Below are 16,765 nucleotides of genomic sequence, written 5' to 3' on the forward strand. Positions count from 1 at the left end.
TCAACTGTGGGAGCGAGCTTGCTCGCGAAGAGGCCGGGTCAGGCCACGCAAATCTGCAACCTTAACGGCCCCCCCCCAGATCAACGAACGTCCCCGTCGCATACGAAGCCTTATCCGACAACAACCACACAATTGCCTCCGCCACTTCATCCGGCCGCCCGCCCCGCGCCATGGGGATCGCCGATTCCAGCTTGCTGACCCGGTCCGGATCGCCGCTCAATGCATGAAAGTCGGTATAGATGAATCCCGGGCGCACGGCGTTGACACGAATGCCCTCGCCCGCCACTTCCTTGGCCAGGCCGATGGTGAAGCTGTCCAATGCCCCTTTGGACGCCGCGTAGTCCACGTATTCGTTGGGTGATCCCAGGCGCGAGGCGACCGAGGACACGTTGACGATGCTGCCGCCCTGCCCGCCATGTTTGGGCGACATGCGCAGGAGCGCATGCTTGGCACAGAGGATCGGCGCCAGGACGTTGGTCTTGAGCGTCTTGAGGATGCGGAATTCCGACATTTCCTCGACCCGGGACTTGTGCCCGACGGTGCCTGCGTTGTTGACCAGGGCCGTGACCCTGCCCAGTTCGCTGTCCACCCGCTGAAACAGGGCGATCACTTCGTCTTCGATGCTGACGTCGGCGCGTATCGCAATGGCTTGGGCACCGAGGGCGCGGACTTGCTCGAGCACTGTCTGGGCTGCTTCTTCGTCAGCCAGATAGTTGATGCAGATCCGATAGCCTTGTTCGGCGGCCAACAAGGCAGTGGCGGCGCCGATGCCGCGGCTGCCGCCGGTGATGACGATGACTTTATCCATGCTGGCGTTTCCCCCGTTTCAAGCGTAAGCAGTCGGAGCAAAGAATAACCGTCATTGTCGATTTTTGCATGACCTGTAGGAGCCAGGATTGCCGGCGAAGAACGATAACGCGGTCTAACAGATGCACCGCGGCGTCTGCTTCGCGGGCAAGTCGGATCGCCGCACCGCTCGCTCCTACAGGGCGAAGAACGGTTACGCGGTGCAGCAGGTACATCGCAGCGCCTGCTTAACCGGCAGCCAGTTGCTCGCCGCGCAGAATATCCGCCATGAAGCGCGCCGCCGGCAGCGGTTGGCCGAGCAGGTAGCCCTGCAACGCATCGCAGCCGAGTCTCGTCAGGAAGTCCTGTTGCACCCCGGTTTCCACGCCTTCGGCGACGATCCGCAAACCCAACGCCTGGCCGAGGGCGACGATGGCTGAAACGATGGCGGCGTCGTCGCTGTCGTGTTCCAGGTCGCGGACAAACCCACGGTCGATCTTCAGCTCGTTGGCAGGCAGGCGCTTGAGGTACATCAAGCTCGAATAACCGGTGCCAAAGTCATCGATGGACAGGTCGACGCCCATTTCCGACAACGCCTGTAGCACCGTCATGCTCACATCGGCGTCGTACATGGCGGTGGTCTCGGTGATTTCCAGGGTCAGGCTGTTGGCCGGCAAATGGTGCGTGGCCAGGGCTTTGGCGACGCTCTGCACCAGGCCGACGTGGCAGAACTGCAAGGCCGAGAGATTCACCGCGATGCGCCAGTCTGTGTAACCGAGCAGATACCACTCGCGCATCTGCCGGCAAGCTTCATTGAGCACCCAGCTGCCAATGGGAATGATCAGCCCGGTTTTCTCCGCCAGGTCGATGAACTTGTCCGGCAGCAGCATACCCTGGGTCGGGTGCTCCCAGCGCAGCAGCGCTTCGGCGCCGACCGGATGGCCATTGGCAGCGTCGAACTTGGGCTGGTAATGGAGACTGAACTGCTGCTGCTCCAGTGCATTGCGCAAGTCTTGCAGCAGTTGCAGCTGTTTGCGGGCGTTGCTGTTCATCGATACATCGAAAAAGCTGTAGCCGTTTTTCCCGGTGCCCTTGGCGTGATACATCGCCGCGTCAGCGTTCATCAGCAACTCTTCAGCGGTGTAGCCGTTACCGGGATAAATCGTGATACCGACGCTGGCTGAGATCTGCAGGTCATGTTCGGCCACCTGGAAGGGGCGCCCGATCAATCCGACCTGGCGGGCCGCCAGGTTCAAGGCGTCGCTCTCCTCGCCCAGTTGCACCAGCAGCACGAACTCATCGCCACCGATCCGTGCCAGGGTGTCCTGGCTGCGCAACTCCTCGCGCAGCCGCAGGCCGACCGCGCGCAGCAACTGATCGCCCATGTGATGACCGAAGGCATCGTTGACCGGCTTGAACCCGTCCAGATCGATGAACATCAACGCAAAACAACCGCCCCGCTCCTGCACCTTCGACATCGCCTGATCGATTCGGTCAGCCAGCAACACCCGATTCGGCAGGCCGGTCAGGGTGTCATGCAGGGCCAGTTGGGTCAGTTCGCGATTGGCTTCGGTCAGCGATTGGGCCAGGCCGGCCGTGCGCGTCTCCATGCGTGCATCGAGCACCGACGTCAGCAAGGCAATGGTCAATATGGCCAGGGTGGTGATCAGCACCAGGTTGTCCAGGCCCTTGCCGTTCAAGCCGTCGATGGCCGCGCCACAGAAACTGCCGTCGGCGAAGCGCGCCGCGGCCATGGCGGTGTAGTGCATGCCGACGATGGCCATCCCCATGATGACCGCCGCACCGCCACGGATCAGGATCACATAAGGGCTGTGCTGGCGCAGGCGGAAGGCGATCCATAACGCGGCACCTGACGCACCGACGGCAATAAGCAGCGATGCGCCGAACAGCGTCGGGTCGTAATCGATACCCGGCTGCATGCGCATGGCGGCCATGCCGGTGTAATGCATGGCACTGATTCCGGCGCCCATGACCAACGCACCGAATGCCAGTTGCCAGGCGGGCAACCGCGGCTGACTGACCAGCCACAAGGCGAAGCCGCTGGACAGGATCCCGATCAGCAGTGACAGCAAGGTCAGGCTGACGTCGTATCCGAGCTCGATGGGCAGTTTGAACGCGAGCATGCCGATGAAATGCATCGACCACACACCTGTGCCCATGGCAAAGGCGCCGCCCGCGGTCCATAAGTGCACGGCGCGACCTTTGGCCGTGGCGATGCGTTCGGTGAGGTCGAGCGCGGTATAGGAAGCGAGAATCGCTACGCAGAGCGAGATGATAACCAGTGTGGGGGAATAGGTACCAATAAGCATGGGACTTCTCGCGACCGCCCCATCGTACTGCTTCCATTCTCGAGGGGGAAAATCCGGCGATTGTACCCAATGGGCAAAAGAACGCACTGACAAAATTAGCAAAAGGCCATCAAGCCGATGAAACGCTTGTTTGAAGTGCTGTGCAGGCCCCAGTGGGTCACATTAATGGTGGCGAGGGAGCCAAACTCCCACGCCACAAAGTGAGGTTATTGCTTGTCGCTGACCTGCAGCGCCCCGTCCCATCCACCGCCCAGCGCCGCGATCAATTGCACACTGGCAATCAACCGACTCTGCAACAAATTCAACACGTTACGTTCATTATTTAATGCCGTTGCTTGCACCACCACCACGTCGAGATAAGCAATGACCCCGGCCTTGTATTGATTCTGGATCAGGCGAAGCGATTCACGCGCCGCGTCCAGTGCTTCCTGGCGTACGCCCGCTTCGTTTTCCAGCACCTTGAGTTGAACCAGATAGTTCTCCACTTCCCGGAAGCTGTCGAGCACGGTCTGGCGGTATTTGGCCACGGTTTCATCGTAGGCGGCCTCGCTGCGGTCGACTTCCGCCGAGCGCTGACCGCCGTCGAACAAAGTCATCGCCAGTTGCGGTCCGACCGACCAGAAGCGGTTAGGCACGCTGAACCAGTTGTTGGAGGTGCTGCTGCTATAACCACCGTTCAAGCTCAACGTCAGGTCCGGGTAATACGCGGCCTTGGCCACGCCGATGTTGGCATTGGCTGCCATTACCGAGCGTTCGGCGGCGGCGATGTCCGGGCGGCGTTCCAGCAATTGCGAAGGCAGGGCCAGCGGCACCTGGGGCAACGCCGGGATGTCCTTGGTTTCAGCCAGGTCGAACCCGGCTGGCGGCAGCCCGACCAGTACGGCAATGGCGTTCTCAAACTGGGCACGCTGCCAGATCAGGTCGACCAGTTCGGCCTCGGTCGTTTTGAGCTGAGTGGTGGCCTGGGCCACCGCGTCCTTGCCGGATACCCCAGCGCGATACTGGTTTTGAGTCATTGTCAGCGAGCGTCGATAGGCTTCAACTGTCGCTTCAAGCAGGCGTTTCTGTTCATCGATCACCCGCAACTGCAGGTAGTTCTGCACCAGTTCCGACTGCTGGCTCAGGCGCATCGCCGCCAGATCGGCACAACTCGCCTCGGCGTTGGCCGTGTCGGCTTCAAGGCCTCGGCGCAGTTTGCCCCAGACATCGGCCTCCCAACTGACCCCGGCCTGAGCGGTGTAAGTATCACGGATACCGCTGGAGGTACTGGTCAGGCTCGAGCTGCTGCTACCGGTGCCCTGGCTGGAACGGTCTTTTCCGACCGTCAGGTCCACGGTGGGGAAAAACGCCCCACGGGCACTGCGAACCAAGGCTTGGGCCTGACGGTACTGGGCCTCGGACTGCGCGACGGTCTGGTTGGCGCTGTTGAGTTTCACGATCAGGTCATTGAGCTGCTGATCGCCATACAACTCCCACCAGGCACCGCGAGCCAAAGAATCGCTCGGATTGGCCTGGCGCCAGCCGGCTGCTTCCTTGTACTGAGCGGGCGCAGCGGCTGACGGGCGCTGGTAGTCCGGGCCGATGGCGCAAGCACCAAGCAGCGCCACGCACAGCGACAGGCCGAGTAAACGCGAACCTCGGGCCGTGACCACGGGTGCAGCCAGGTTGAACAGCGAACGGTCAGTCATAGCGGAGTTTCCAAAGCAGCATCGGTACGCACCCCACGCCAGTGATTGAAGCGATGGCGCAGTTTGTCGAGATAGAGGTAAACCACCGGGGTGGTGTAGAGGGTCAGCACCTGGCTGAAGATCAACCCGCCGATGATGGTCAGGCCCAGGGGTTGACGCATTTCCGCCCCTTCGGCGCGGCCCAGCAGTAATGGCAATGCGCCAAGGATGGCGGCCAGCGTGGTCATCAGAATCGGCCGCAGACGTTGCAGGCAGGCGCTGCGGATCGATTCCAGCGGTTCCAGGCCCTGATGCCGTTCAAGCTGCAAGGCCAGGTCGATCATCAGAATGGCGTTTTTCTTCACCACGCCAATCAGCAAAAACAGGCCCAGCAACGAAATCAGGCTGAACTCACCACCCAGCGCGTAGATCGAGAGCAGCGCGCCCACCCCCGCCGACGGCAAGGTCGAGAGAATGGTCAGCGGATGGATGTAGCTTTCATACAGCACGCCCAACACCAGGTACACCGCCACCAGCGCCCCGAGAATCATCCACGGCTGGCTCTTCTGGGTGGCGGCAAACGCATCGGCGGTGCCGGACATTTTCGCGATCACGGCTTCAGGCAAGCCGACCTTGGCAATCGCCCGCTCGATGGCGGCCGTGCCCTGCTCCACCGTCACGCCTTCGGCCATGTCAAAGGAAATGCTCTCGGAGGCGAACTGCCCTTCGTGGCTGACCCGATCGTCTTCCAGGCTGTTTTCATAATGAGCGATGGTCGACAGCGGAATCCGCGCGCCGTCGGCGGTGATCACCTGGACCTGATTGAGGGTGATCGGATCCTGGGCATACTTCGGATTGACCTCCATCACCACCTGATACTGGTTGAGGCTGTCGTAAATCGTCGAAATCTGCCGCTGGCTGTAGGCGTTGTTGAGCACCGACGTGACCATGTCCATGTCGACGCCCAGGCGTTTGGCCTGGTCGCGATCGACAATCAGCGTGACTTGCTGGGCGCCACGGCCCTCACGGGCGTCAATCGCCGTCAGCTCCGGCAACGCCTTGAGCGCGGTCACGACTTTGGGGTACCACTCGCGCAACTCTCCCAGGTCGCCGCTTTGCAGAATGTATGAATACTGCGAAGTGGTCTGCTCACGGCCCCCGCCGAACTGCAGGTCCTGGTCGGCCATCAGCATCAGCTGCGCACCGGGGACCTTGGGCATTTCCTTGCGCAGGCGCTCAATGACTTTCTGCGCGGACAGGTTACGTTCCTTGATCGGTTTCAGGCGCACCAGCATGAAGGCGTTGTTGGTGCCGTTGTTGCCGCCGATGAAGCCGGCGACACTTTCCACCGCCGGATCCTTGAGCACTTCGCGCCGGAAGATTTCCATTTTCGGCTGCATCACGGTGAACGACAGACCGTCGTCACCGCGCACGAAACCAATCAGCTGACCGGTATCCTGCTGCGGCATAAATGTTTTGGGAACAACAACATACAACGCAATGTTAACGCCGACTGTCACAAACAGACTGAGCAGCGTCAGCAGCCGGTGACGCAGCACCCAGTCGAGGCTGGTGGCGTATTTGCCGACCATCCAGGCGTTGGCCCGCTGGCTCCAGCGTTGCAGGCGGTTTTCCTGACCCGGCGTATGGGGCTTGAGCCAGCGGGCGCAGAGCATCGGCGTCAGCGTCAGCGAGACCAGCAGCGACACCACGATGGACGCCGCCAGGGTGATGGAAAACTCCCGGAACAGGCTTTCGACGATCCCGCCCATGAACAGGATCGACAGGAACACCGCCACCAGCGAGACGTTCATCGACAGCAAGGTGAAACCCACTTCCTGGGCACCAAGGTAGGCCGCCTTCATCGGCGGCACACCTTTATCGATGTGCCGGGAAATGTTCTCCAGCACCACGATGGCGTCGTCCACCACCAGCCCGGTGGCCAGGATCAGCGCCATCAGCGACAGGTTGTTCAGCGAGAAGCCGTAGAGGTACATCACTGCGAACGTACCGACCAGCGACACCGGTACGGCCAGAGTCGGGATCAATGAAGCGCGGAAATTACCCAGAAACAGAAACACCACCAGGATCACCAGGGCCACGGCAATCAACAGGGTCATCTCCGCTTCGTGCAGGGTCGCCTTGATCACCGGTGAACGGTCCATCGCCAGGTTCAGCTTGACGCTGGCCGGCAGCACCGCCTGCAGCGCCGGCAACTGGGCCTTGATCTCATTGACCGTCTCGATGATGTTGGCACCGGCCTGGCGGTTGATCACCAGCAGCACCGCCGCGTCGTCGTTGAAGAAGCCGCTGTTGTAGCGGTCCTCGACGCCGTCGCTGACCTTGGCCACATCCTTCAGGCGCAAGGCCGCGCCATCCGCGTAATGGATGATCAGCGACTCGTAATCCTTGGCTTTCTCCAGTTGATCGTTGGCCTGCACCTGCCATAGCCGCTGACCGTCTTCGACCGAGCCCTTGGGGCGGCGCACATTGGCATTGGCGATGGTATTGCGCACATCGTCCAGGGCCACGCCGTACTGGTTCAGCGCCTGGGGCTCGAGCTCGATACGTACTGCCGGCAGGGAGCTGCCGCCGATTTGCACTTCGCCGACGCCCTGCACCTGGGACAGGCTCTGGGACAGGATGGTCGAGGCCAGGTCGTAAAGCTGGCCTTTTTCCAGTACGTCCGAGGTCAAGGACAACACCATGATCGGCGCCTGGGACGGGTTGACCTTCTTATAGGTCGGCATGCTGCGCATCCCGCTCGGCAGCAGGTTGCGCGAGGCGTTGATCGCCGCTTGCACTTCCCGCGCCGCGCCGTTGATGTCGCGGTCGAGGTCAAATTGCAGGATCACCCGGGTCGAGCCCTGGCTGGACCGGCTGCTCATGGTGTTCACCCCGGCAATCGCCCCGAAGGAGCGCTCCAGTGGGGTGGCCACGGTCGAGGCCATCACCTCCGGGCTCGCGCCGGGCAGGTTGGCCTGGACCACGATCACCGGGAAGTCCATATGCGGCAGCGGCGACACGGGCAACAGGCCGAAGCTGACGCCGCCCAGCAGCATGATCGCCAGGCTCAGCAACATGGTCGCGACCGGGCGCTTGATGAAAGGTCCGGAGAGGTTCATGGCTGTTCGACCACTTCCACGGAACCGGGCTTGCGCCCCCAGCGACGACCCAGGCGGTCGAAGTACAGGTAAATCACCGGGGTGGTAAACAGCGTCAATACCTGACTCACCAGCAAGCCGCCGACCATCACCAGACCCAACGGCTGGCGCAGTTCAGCGCCGGAACCGGTGGCCAGCATCAACGGCACCGCACCGAACAACGCGGCCAGGGTGGTCATCAGGATCGGCCGGAAGCGCAGCAGCGCCGCCTGATAGATCGCCGTTTCCGGGTCCAGACCCTGATTGCGCTCAGCGTCGAGGGCGAAGTCGATCATCATGATCGCGTTCTTTTTCACGATACCGATCAGCAGGATGATGCCGATGATCGCGATCATCCCCAGGTCGTTGCCGCTCAGCAGCAGCGCCAGCAAGGCGCCGACTGCCGCCGAGGGCAAGGTCGAGAGGATGGTGATCGGGTGGATATAGCTTTCGTACAGCACGCCGAGCACGATGTACATGGTCACCACCGCCGCCAGGATCAGCAGCAAGGTGCTCGACAGCGAGGCCTGGAATGCCTCGGCCGCGCCCTGGAACTGGGTCTGCACGCCGATCGGCATGCCGATGTCCTGTTGCACCTGTTCAATGATTTCCACCGCATGCCCCAGCGCCACACCGGGTGCCAGGTTGAACGACATCATCACCGCCGGGAACTGGCCGATGTGGGTGATCGCCAACTGCGCCTGACGCTCTTCGAGGCGCGCGAGGCTGGACAGGCGCACTTGCCCGCCATCGGTGGTCTTGACGTGAATCTGATTGAGCGCGTCCGGGCCGATCTTCTCGCCGGCCTGCGATTGCAGGACCACGCGGTACTGGCTGGCCTGGGTGTAGATGGTAGAAATCTGCCGCTGGCCGAAGGCGTCGTACAACGCGTCGGTGATGTTCGACACCGATACCCCGACCCGCGACGCCGCGTCACGATCGATCACCAGGTAGACCTGCAAGCCTTTGTCCTGCAAGTCGCTGGCGACGTCGGTCAGCTCCGGCCGTTGGGCCAGGGCGTCCACCAGGCGGCCACTCCACAGGCTCAGCAACTCCGAGTCTGGCGATGACATGCTGAATTGGTACTGGGTGCGGCTGACCCGGTCTTCGATGGTCAAATCCTGCACCGGCTGCATGAACAGGCGAATGCCGGTCAGCTTGTCCAGCTCGGGTTGCAGGCGCGCAATCACTTCGGTGGCGCTCAGATCACGGTCGCTGTGGGACTTGAGGTTGATCAGCAACCGGCCGCTGTTGAGCGTCGAGTTATCGCCATCGACCCCGATGTAGGATGACAGGCTCTCCACCGCCGGATCGGCAAGGATCACCTTGGCCAGTTCCTGTTGCCGCTCGCTCATGGCCGCAAAGGAAATCGACTGCGGCGCCTCGGAAATGCCCTGGATCACCCCGGTGTCCTGCACCGGGAAGAAGCCCTTGGGCACCACCATGTACAGGAACACGGTCAGCGCCAGGGTGCCGATGGCCACCAGCAACGTCAGGGGTTGATGCTTGAGAACCCACTTTAACTTACGCCCGTAAGCCGCGATCATCCAATCAATTGTTGCGCCACTGGCCCGGTAAAAACGGCCCTGTTCTTCTTCCTTGGGTTCACGCTTGAGCAGCCGTGCGCACATCATCGGCGTCAAGGTCAGGGACACCACCAGCGAGATGAGGATGGCCACCGCCAGGGTGATCGCAAATTCGCGAAACAGGCGCCCCACCACGTCCGCCATGAACAGCAATGGAATCAGTACCGCGATCAGTGACAGGGTCAGGGACACCAGGGTGAATCCGATCTGCTTGGCGCCCTTGAGCGCCGCATTCAGCGGGCTGTCACCCTCTTCGATGTAGCGGGAAATGTTCTCCAGCATCACGATCGCATCGTCCACCACGAAACCGGTGGCGATGGTCAGGGCCATCAGGGTCAGGTTGTTGACCGAGAAACCGGCGAGGTACATCACGCCAAAGGTACCGATCAACGACAGCGGCACGGCCACCGACGGAATGATCGTGGCGCTGGCGCGGCGCAGGAACAGGAAGGTCACCATCACCACCAGGGCAATGGCGATCAGCAATTCGTGCTGCACGTCGGTCACGGAGGCGCGGATGGTCTGGGTGCGGTCGGTGAGCACCACCACATCGAGGCCGGCCGGCAGGTTATCGGTGATGCTCGGCAGCAAGGCCTTGATCCGGTCGACCACCTCGATGACGTTGGCGCCGGGTTGGCGCTGGATGTTCAGCAACACCGCCTGGTTTTCATTGGCCCAGGCCGCCAGGCGTTCGTTCTCGGCGCCGTCGACGATCTCTGCCACGTCCTTGAGCCGCAATGGCGCACCGTTGGCGTAGGCCAGGATCAGGTTGGCGTAATCCTTGGGCGAGGTCAGCTGGTCGTTGGCATCGAGCATCGACACCCGGGTCGGGCCGTCGAAGTTGCCCTTGGGCTGATTGACGTTGGAGGCGCCGATCAGGGTCCGTACGTCGGACAGGTTCAGGCCGTTGGCCGCGAGGGCTTCGGGGTTGACCTTGATACGCACCGCCTGACGCTGGCCACCGGCAATGCTGACCATGCCGACGCCACTGATCTGGGCGATCTTCTGCGCCATGCGGGTGTCGACCAGATCGTTGAGCTTGGGCAACAGCATGGTCTTGGAGGTGATGGCCAGGGTCAACACCGGGGTGTCCGCCGGGTTGACCTTGTTGTACACCGGCGGCGCCGGCAGGTCCGTGGGCAGCAGATTGGTCGCGGCGTTGATCGCCGCCTGCACCTGCTGCTCGGCGACGTCCATGTTGATGTCGAGACTGAAGCGCAGAGTCAGCACCGATGCGCCGCCGGAACTGGTCGAGGCCATCTGGGTCAGGCCGGGCATCTGCCCGAACTGGCGCTCCAGTGGCGCGGTCACAGCGCTGGTCATGACATCCGGGCTGGCGCCGGGGTATAGCGTCATGACGCGAATGGTCGGGTAATCGACCTGGGGCAAGGCCGACACCGGCAACAATCGATAAGCGATCACACCCGCCAGAATAATGGCCAGCATGCTCAGGGTCGTGGCGACCGGGCGAAGGATGAACAGCCGCGAGATGTTCATGCGCCGCCCTTTTTCGCCTTGTCGGAGACGGTCGCGTCAGGCGCGGTGGCGGCCGACTTGCCCTGCAGATGCTCGGTGGGGGTGGTCGGCACATCCTTGCTGTCATTGACCACTTCCACTTCGCTGCCTTCCTTCAGGCGGTCGGTGCCTTCGAGCACTACCCGATCACCGGCGGCCAGGCCCTCGGTGATTACGGTGTTGTCGCCGTCGCTGGCCCCCACTTTCAACTGACGGATCGTGACCTTCTTGTCGCCTTCCATCGCGTAGACGAAGGTGCCGTTGGTGCCGAACTGGATCGCCGCCGAGGGTACCAGCACGACATCTTTAAGGGTGTCGGCCAGCAGGTGGACGTTGACGAACTGATTGGGGAACAACGCCTGGTCACGGTTCTCGTAGCGCGCCTTGAATTTCAAGGTGCCGGTGGTGACGTCGATCTGGTTGTCCAGGCTCTGCAACACGCCGGTGGCCTGCAACTTGGTGTCGCCACGGTCCCAGGCTTCGGCAGGCAGTTTGGCGCCGGAGCGATAGCGGGCCAGTACGACGTCAAGGCTGTTTTCCGGCAGGGTAAAAGCCACGCTGATCGGTTGGGTCTGGGTGATGATGGCCAGCGCCGTGGTGTCATTGGCGGCGACGAGGTTGCCGACGTCCAGCTGACGCAGGCCCACGCGGCCGGTGATCGGTGCGCGGATCCGGGTGAATTCGAGATTGAGCTTGGCGTCGTTGACCGCCGCCTGGTTGGTCTTGACCGTGCCCTGGTACTGCCCCACCAGTGCTTCGGCGGTGTCCAGGGTCTGCTTGGCAATGCTGTCCTCGCGATACAGGCCGCGGTACCGTTCGACATCGACCTGGGCGTTCTTCAGTTGCGCCTGGTTCTGCAGCAAGGTGCCTTCGGCCTGGAGCAAGGCGTTCTGGTAAGGACGCGGGTCGATCTCGGCCAGCAGATCGCCCGCCTTGACCATCTGCCCTTCTTCAAACGCAATCTTGATCAGCTCGCCGCCGACCCGGCTGCGCACATTGATGGTGTTCTGTGCCGTCACGGTGCCCAACGCCTTGTAGTACAGCGGGAAGTCGCCCTTCACCGCCGGCGCCACCCGCACCGGCACCGGGCCGGCCGCGCCACCGAAACCCGGACGCATCCCCCCGGACCGACCGGTCTGCCCGGTCACGGCTTTTTGCCCCGCGCCTTGTTTTGGCACATCTCCACCGGGCCAGAATTTCCAGCACAGGACGGCGATGACCAACAGCACAAGCAGGCCGAACAGCCAGCGACGAGGACTACGGGAAGCAGAGGATTGCATTGAATGATCAACCATTGGGCGCGTGGGCTTTTTCTACGGGAGGCTGAACGATAAGCACTGGGGGGCGTTTAGCAAAGCGCCTTTACCGGCTATTTACCTTTGGCTTACGTATCAGGAGGTTTGTCTAAGACACTGAAGCACAAATGAAAACGGCCTGGACAGGGCCAGGCCGTTAACAATTGTAAGCGTTTGCTTATTTCAGAACGGCAAGTGCGGCTTCGTAGTTCGGTTCTTCAGCGATTTCCTTGACCAGTTCGCTGTGCAGCACGTTGTCGTTTTCGTCCAGCACCACGACGGCACGGGCGGTCAGGCCTTTGAGCGGACCATCGGCAATCGCCACGCCGTAGTTCTGGATGAACTCGGCACCGCGCAGCGTCGACAGGTTCTGCACGTTATCCAGGCCTTCGGCACCGCAGAAACGGGCCTGGGCGAATGGCAGGTCAGCGGAGATGCACAGCACCACGGTGTTGGCGATGTCGTTGGCCTGGGCGTTGAACTTGCGCACGGAGGTAGCGCAGGTCGGGGTGTCGACGCTTGGGAAGATGTTCAACACTTTACGCTTGCCGGCGAAGTCTGCCAGGGTCTTGTCGGACAGATTGCCCGCCACCAGGGAAAAGGCTGGCGCCTTGGAACCGGCTTGTGGCAGTTCGCCGTTGACTTGAACCGGGTTGCCTTTAAGAGTGACTTGAGCCATGAACGTAGTCCTTCTGATCGTTGATGTGGAGATTTTTGACGAGGCCGAAGTTAACCATGAAATGGTCTGGCGACCTATGCCCAGATACAAATCTGTCATTCAGTTAGCCGCAAAACTGGATACAAAAATCCGCGGCTCATCCGGCGCCTACAGGAAGCCTGGGTCTCAGGACAATTTGCAGTGATCTTTCGTTTGCAGTGTTGTCGATTCAGGACAGGGTCATTCGACTAGAACCGAGTCACTCAACTCCAGCGGAGACAAGACCATGCGATTCATGATTTTTGTGAAAGCCAGCCCGGAGTCCGAAGCCGGCATCCTGCCCAGCGAAGAACTGATGACCGCGATGGGCAATTTCAACGAGGAACTGGCCAAGGCCGGCGTCCTCATCGACTGCGACGGCCTGCAGCCCAGCAGCAAAGGCGCCCGCGTGCACTTTTCGGGTGACCGGCGCTTGGTGATCGACGGACCGTTCGCCGAAACCAAGGAATTGATCGCCGGCTACTGGCTGTGGGAGGTGAAGTCGAAACAGGAAGCGATCGACTGGGTCAAGCGCTGTCCCAACCCGATGCCGGGCACCGACGCCGAGATCGAGATTCGCCAAGTGTACGAGGCCGAGGATTTCGGTGACGAATTTTCACCAGCGCTGCGCGAGCAGGAAGAACGACTGCGCGAGCAGATGAAAAAGAGCTGAAGTTCGCACTAATGCCCGGTATAGACCTGATCCCACTGTAAGAGCAAGCTTGCTCCGGGCGGCGCTCCGACGATGGACGTTAACGATGACGCATGTGAATTGGCGAAACGCGACACTTTTGAGTCCATCGTCGGAACGCCACCTTGGAGCGAGCTCGCTTCTACAACCTAGCAGTTCTGCTAGTAGACAGTTTCGCTACCAGCAACGAACCTGAACCCACTGCCCTTCCAACACTCAGTGGAGTTCATCCATGCCTTCCAGCCATGAAATCATTCGCTGCCGCTATAATTATGATCCGCTGGACCGGCTTGTTTGTGTTTCTCCATCAGCGGATGCCGCGTCTCAACTCTTCTACTGCAAAACCCGGTTGGCCACAGAAATACATGGCCTGTTGCAGCGCTCCATCTTCCAACACGACGATCTGCTTCTCGCGCAACGAAGTGTCGGGGCAAGGGTGGAAACCACAATGCTTGTCACTGACTGGCAACGGTCGGTGCTGCATACCGATAACACCGATTCACCCCAACTCATCGCTTATTCGCCCTACGGCCATCGGCCCGCCAGCAGCGATCTGCTGAGCTTGCTCGGGTTCAACGGCGAGCGGCGGGAACCAGTGACTGGACACTATTTCCTGGGGAGTGGATACAGGGCGTTTAACCCGGTATTGATGCGCTTTAACAGCCCGGACAGTTGGAGTCCGTTCGGGGATGGTGGATTGAATTCGTATGCGTATTGTCTGGGCGATCCGGTTAATCGCAGGGATCCGAGTGGGCATGCTGCCTTATTGGGCGCTTTCGTCCGTTTTGCAGAAGCCTTTAATGCCAGAGGCAATGTTGTATCGCGTTTGGCAGGTTCGAGCAGTCTGGGACGCCTGTCGAATTCAAGCATCGTTGCACTACCCGCGCTAGATCCTATCAGGATGCCATCTTTTAGTTATCATCCACTGGGCAGAAGCTTGGGTACTCAGAGCAGATCCAGATTGACTGGTTCGCTAGACTCAATCGACTCTTTCAATTCAAACAGATCAACAGAGTCGATTCCTTCCCTGCTAGCTGACCAATCATTCGGATCGAACAGCTCCATCGTTTCGTCTGGGTCCACGAGTTCGACTGCCACAGCATCAAGCGGCTCGGGACGAGTATCGATCCCGTCAGATTCGGATTGGTCTGGTTCTGGCAGACGCAGAGGCGCTGGATGGCACTCAAACGAGTCTTTAAGCTCAATATCTTCATACTCTTCTGAATCAACTCCTCGGCTAACCTTTGAGGACACTATGTTGTCACTGGATGATCAAGGAAATATTTCATATCGTTCGAACCCCATGCCTACCCACGTCGCTCGGATAAGGCGTCAATCCGGCCAGTAACGATGCAGCCATACCGAAGGCCCATTCGCCGAAACCAAAGAGTTGATGAAGAAGCCCTGACTCATTGAGCCTGAATGGTGTTAAACGATAGCGCGATCACGCCCGAACCATTGCAGTTGGCGATGGGCGTGATCGAACGCTTCGTACTCCACCGGTTAAACCGAATGCTCACCGTCGATTGGTGAATATCACGTACAGCGGATCGAGCTCTGATTCAAAAGGGAAAACGACGATATAGTCGTCGATCCGTAGGTCTTTCCCTTCGCCCGCGAGAGGCTCAAGGGCGGGTAGTGGCGAGGAATGAACAAACCCCAGGCGATGCGATGCCGTCGGTGCTGCGGGAACACTTCTTTCCAGAGTGACCGGCTCAGCCCAGCGAACGGTGATCGGTGCGGTGCCGTCAGTGGTGAAACTGTAAGCGTTGAGTTGCTCGTCATACTGCGCCACTCTGACCCTTACCCGGGCGCTCGGCGTATTTCGCGGCGACGGCGTAATGTAAACCTGTTCCAGCACCTTGATCTCGCGCAAGCCCTTGAACATCGTTCCGGGTTTACCGGGTACGACAGCGGTGCCCATTCTGAAAAAAACCTCGACCTCGCTCCCCTCTGCTGCCAGCGCCTGCCAATCCTGCCCCTCTAGCGGCTGCAACTCGGACAAGGGAACGCTGAGGCCGAAAATCTTCGTATCCGCGCGGCTGGAGAATTCGAACTGCAATACACCGGCGCATTGGTTTTCATCACTCAGCTCGCCTGACGTATTGCGCCAGGTAAATTCTGCGACGGCCGAACGAATGGCTTTTTGCAGGTCAACCTGTTGAGAAAACAGCAACGTCGACGGCGCGCGATCCAGCAAAATGTCGGGGCGTTTATTGGCTACGACCAGTGACGCAGGCATCAAGTGAGCGGTTTGCGCCGGCCCGACGCCGGCCTGGGTACGAGAACGAATCAATTGCTCCTGAGCCTCCTCTAATAATGCTTCGGCCTGGTCATGAAACGCACGATGCCGTTGAGCAATGGTGGCCAATAGCGCAATGTAACGGTCGTGCGTGGCATTGATCTGTTGTGTGATGCCCTGCCACTGCGCTTGCTCTGACCGCGCATAATTCAGGTTGCTCTGAGCACTGTTTTTGGCGAATTGAATGCGCATTTTATGGAATTCGAACTTCCTGACGGCTATTAAGGTTTCGTGCTGAGCAAGCTCCAGGGCACGTATGCGCGTCTCCTGTTCAGATATACCCAGCGGAGCGCTCTGTTGACTTCGCGAATGCTGGATACCCCGTTCAAAAACGCCGAATGCCATTTCTACGGCTTGTTCTGAAAGGGCCACGTCCGCAGCAATTTTTTGCACCTCCATCAGGCTGCGGGCGACAGGGCTTGTCGGCACCGATGGACGCGGTACTGCGACAGTCTCGTCCTGAAACGCCGCGACGCCTTGTTTTTTATGCCAGCTTCTGACGTTATGCACGACCAGCTCCGCGCTGTTCGAAATGAATCTGTCGTTGGCGTAAAACAGCAAGTCTGCGCCTTGGGGGTGACCGACGATCCGGTCAAAATGATTGATCAGCCGATCATGGTCCTGTTTTGGTAAATCGACGGCCCAGATCCTGTTAACCAGCGCCTGAAATTCCGATGTGGTGTATTCCTTGAGTGTTGCTTTAAGTTCCATCTTTGGTTCTTCCTTGTTGCTCTTGGGCAAGACAGCCGAAGA

Annotated in this window: 10 protein-coding genes and 1 pseudogene; 2 read left to right on the forward strand and 9 right to left on the reverse strand. The window is 60.3% G+C overall.

What is annotated here, in order from left to right; all coding sequences use genetic code 11:
* Positions 1-61: 61 nt before the first annotated feature.
* The 7 genes from PMA3_RS15000 to tpx form a co-directional block, all read right to left on the reverse strand.
* The gene (locus PMA3_RS15000; RefSeq protein ID WP_064677891.1) at positions 62-808 is read right to left on the reverse strand and encodes an SDR family oxidoreductase; all 747 of its coding nucleotides are present in this window, start codon (positions 806-808) and stop codon (positions 62-64) included.
* 226 nt (positions 809-1,034) lie between these two features.
* On the reverse strand, positions 1,035-3,116 hold the full coding sequence (locus PMA3_RS15005; RefSeq protein ID WP_064677892.1) for a putative bifunctional diguanylate cyclase/phosphodiesterase: 2,082 nt from the start codon (positions 3,114-3,116) through the stop codon (positions 1,035-1,037).
* A gap of 206 nt (positions 3,117-3,322) precedes the next feature.
* Positions 3,323-4,804: an efflux transporter outer membrane subunit gene (locus PMA3_RS15010; protein WP_064677893.1), complete on the reverse strand. Its 1,482-nt coding sequence runs from the start codon at positions 4,802-4,804 to the stop codon at positions 3,323-3,325.
* Positions 4,801-7,908: an efflux RND transporter permease subunit gene (locus tag PMA3_RS15015; RefSeq protein WP_064677894.1), complete on the reverse strand. Its 3,108-nt coding sequence runs from the start codon at positions 7,906-7,908 to the stop codon at positions 4,801-4,803. Before PMA3_RS15015 ends, PMA3_RS15010 begins: the two co-directional genes overlap by 4 nt.
* Positions 7,905-11,009, reverse strand: coding sequence for an MdtB/MuxB family multidrug efflux RND transporter permease subunit (locus tag PMA3_RS15020; protein WP_064677895.1), 3,105 nt, complete (start codon positions 11,007-11,009; stop codon positions 7,905-7,907). Before PMA3_RS15020 ends, PMA3_RS15015 begins: the two co-directional genes overlap by 4 nt.
* Complete coding sequence (locus PMA3_RS15025) at positions 11,006-12,322, reverse strand: MdtA/MuxA family multidrug efflux RND transporter periplasmic adaptor subunit (protein WP_064677896.1); 1,317 nt, start codon at positions 12,320-12,322, stop codon at positions 11,006-11,008. Before PMA3_RS15025 ends, PMA3_RS15020 begins: the two co-directional genes overlap by 4 nt.
* A gap of 178 nt (positions 12,323-12,500) precedes the next feature.
* Positions 12,501-13,001: a thiol peroxidase gene (gene tpx / locus PMA3_RS15030; RefSeq protein ID WP_064677897.1), complete on the reverse strand. Its 501-nt coding sequence runs from the start codon at positions 12,999-13,001 to the stop codon at positions 12,501-12,503.
* 265 nt (positions 13,002-13,266) lie between these two features.
* Here tpx and PMA3_RS15040 point away from each other — a divergent pair, with 265 nt between their 5' ends.
* Both PMA3_RS15040 and PMA3_RS33780 read left to right on the forward strand, forming a co-directional pair.
* A complete protein-coding gene (locus PMA3_RS15040; RefSeq protein WP_064677899.1) occupies positions 13,267-13,692 on the forward strand; it encodes a YciI family protein in 426 nt (141 codons plus the stop codon).
* A gap of 250 nt (positions 13,693-13,942) precedes the next feature.
* Positions 13,943-14,455: pseudogene (locus PMA3_RS33780) on the forward strand (RHS repeat-associated core domain-containing protein); the annotation flags it as partial.
* 200 nt (positions 14,456-14,655) lie between these two features.
* Here PMA3_RS33780 and PMA3_RS33135 read toward each other — a convergent pair.
* Entirely contained in the window at positions 14,656-14,964 is a 309-nt protein-coding gene (locus PMA3_RS33135) for a hypothetical protein (RefSeq protein ID WP_237140754.1), read from the reverse strand.
* 262 nt (positions 14,965-15,226) lie between these two features.
* A complete protein-coding gene (locus PMA3_RS15045) occupies positions 15,227-16,723 on the reverse strand; it encodes a bacteriocin immunity protein (RefSeq protein WP_064677900.1) in 1,497 nt (498 codons plus the stop codon).
* Positions 16,724-16,765 lie beyond the last annotated feature (42 nt).

Source organism: Pseudomonas silesiensis, from assembly GCF_001661075.1.
GTDB classification, from domain to species: Bacteria; Pseudomonadota; Gammaproteobacteria; order Pseudomonadales; family Pseudomonadaceae; genus Aquipseudomonas; species Aquipseudomonas silesiensis.

Coding starts and splice junctions, on each gene's coding strand:
- PMA3_RS15000 (WP_064677891.1), bottom strand. CDS start 808: ATGGATAAAGTCATCGTCATCACCGGCGGCAGCCGCGGCATCGGCGCC.
- PMA3_RS15005 (WP_064677892.1), bottom strand. CDS start 3,116: ATGCTTATTGGTACCTATTCCCCCACACTGGTTATCATCTCGCTCTGC.
- PMA3_RS15010 (WP_064677893.1), bottom strand. CDS start 4,804: ATGACTGACCGTTCGCTGTTCAACCTGGCTGCACCCGTGGTCACGGCC.
- PMA3_RS15015 (WP_064677894.1), bottom strand. CDS start 7,908: ATGAACCTCTCCGGACCTTTCATCAAGCGCCCGGTCGCGACCATGTTG.
- PMA3_RS15020 (WP_064677895.1), bottom strand. CDS start 11,009: ATGAACATCTCGCGGCTGTTCATCCTTCGCCCGGTCGCCACGACCCTG.
- PMA3_RS15025 (WP_064677896.1), bottom strand. CDS start 12,322: ATGGTTGATCATTCAATGCAATCCTCTGCTTCCCGTAGTCCTCGTCGC.
- tpx (WP_064677897.1), bottom strand. CDS start 13,001: ATGGCTCAAGTCACTCTTAAAGGCAACCCGGTTCAAGTCAACGGCGAA.
- PMA3_RS15040 (WP_064677899.1), top strand. CDS start 13,267: ATGCGATTCATGATTTTTGTGAAAGCCAGCCCGGAGTCCGAAGCCGGC.
- PMA3_RS15045 (WP_064677900.1), bottom strand. CDS start 16,723: ATGGAACTTAAAGCAACACTCAAGGAATACACCACATCGGAATTTCAG.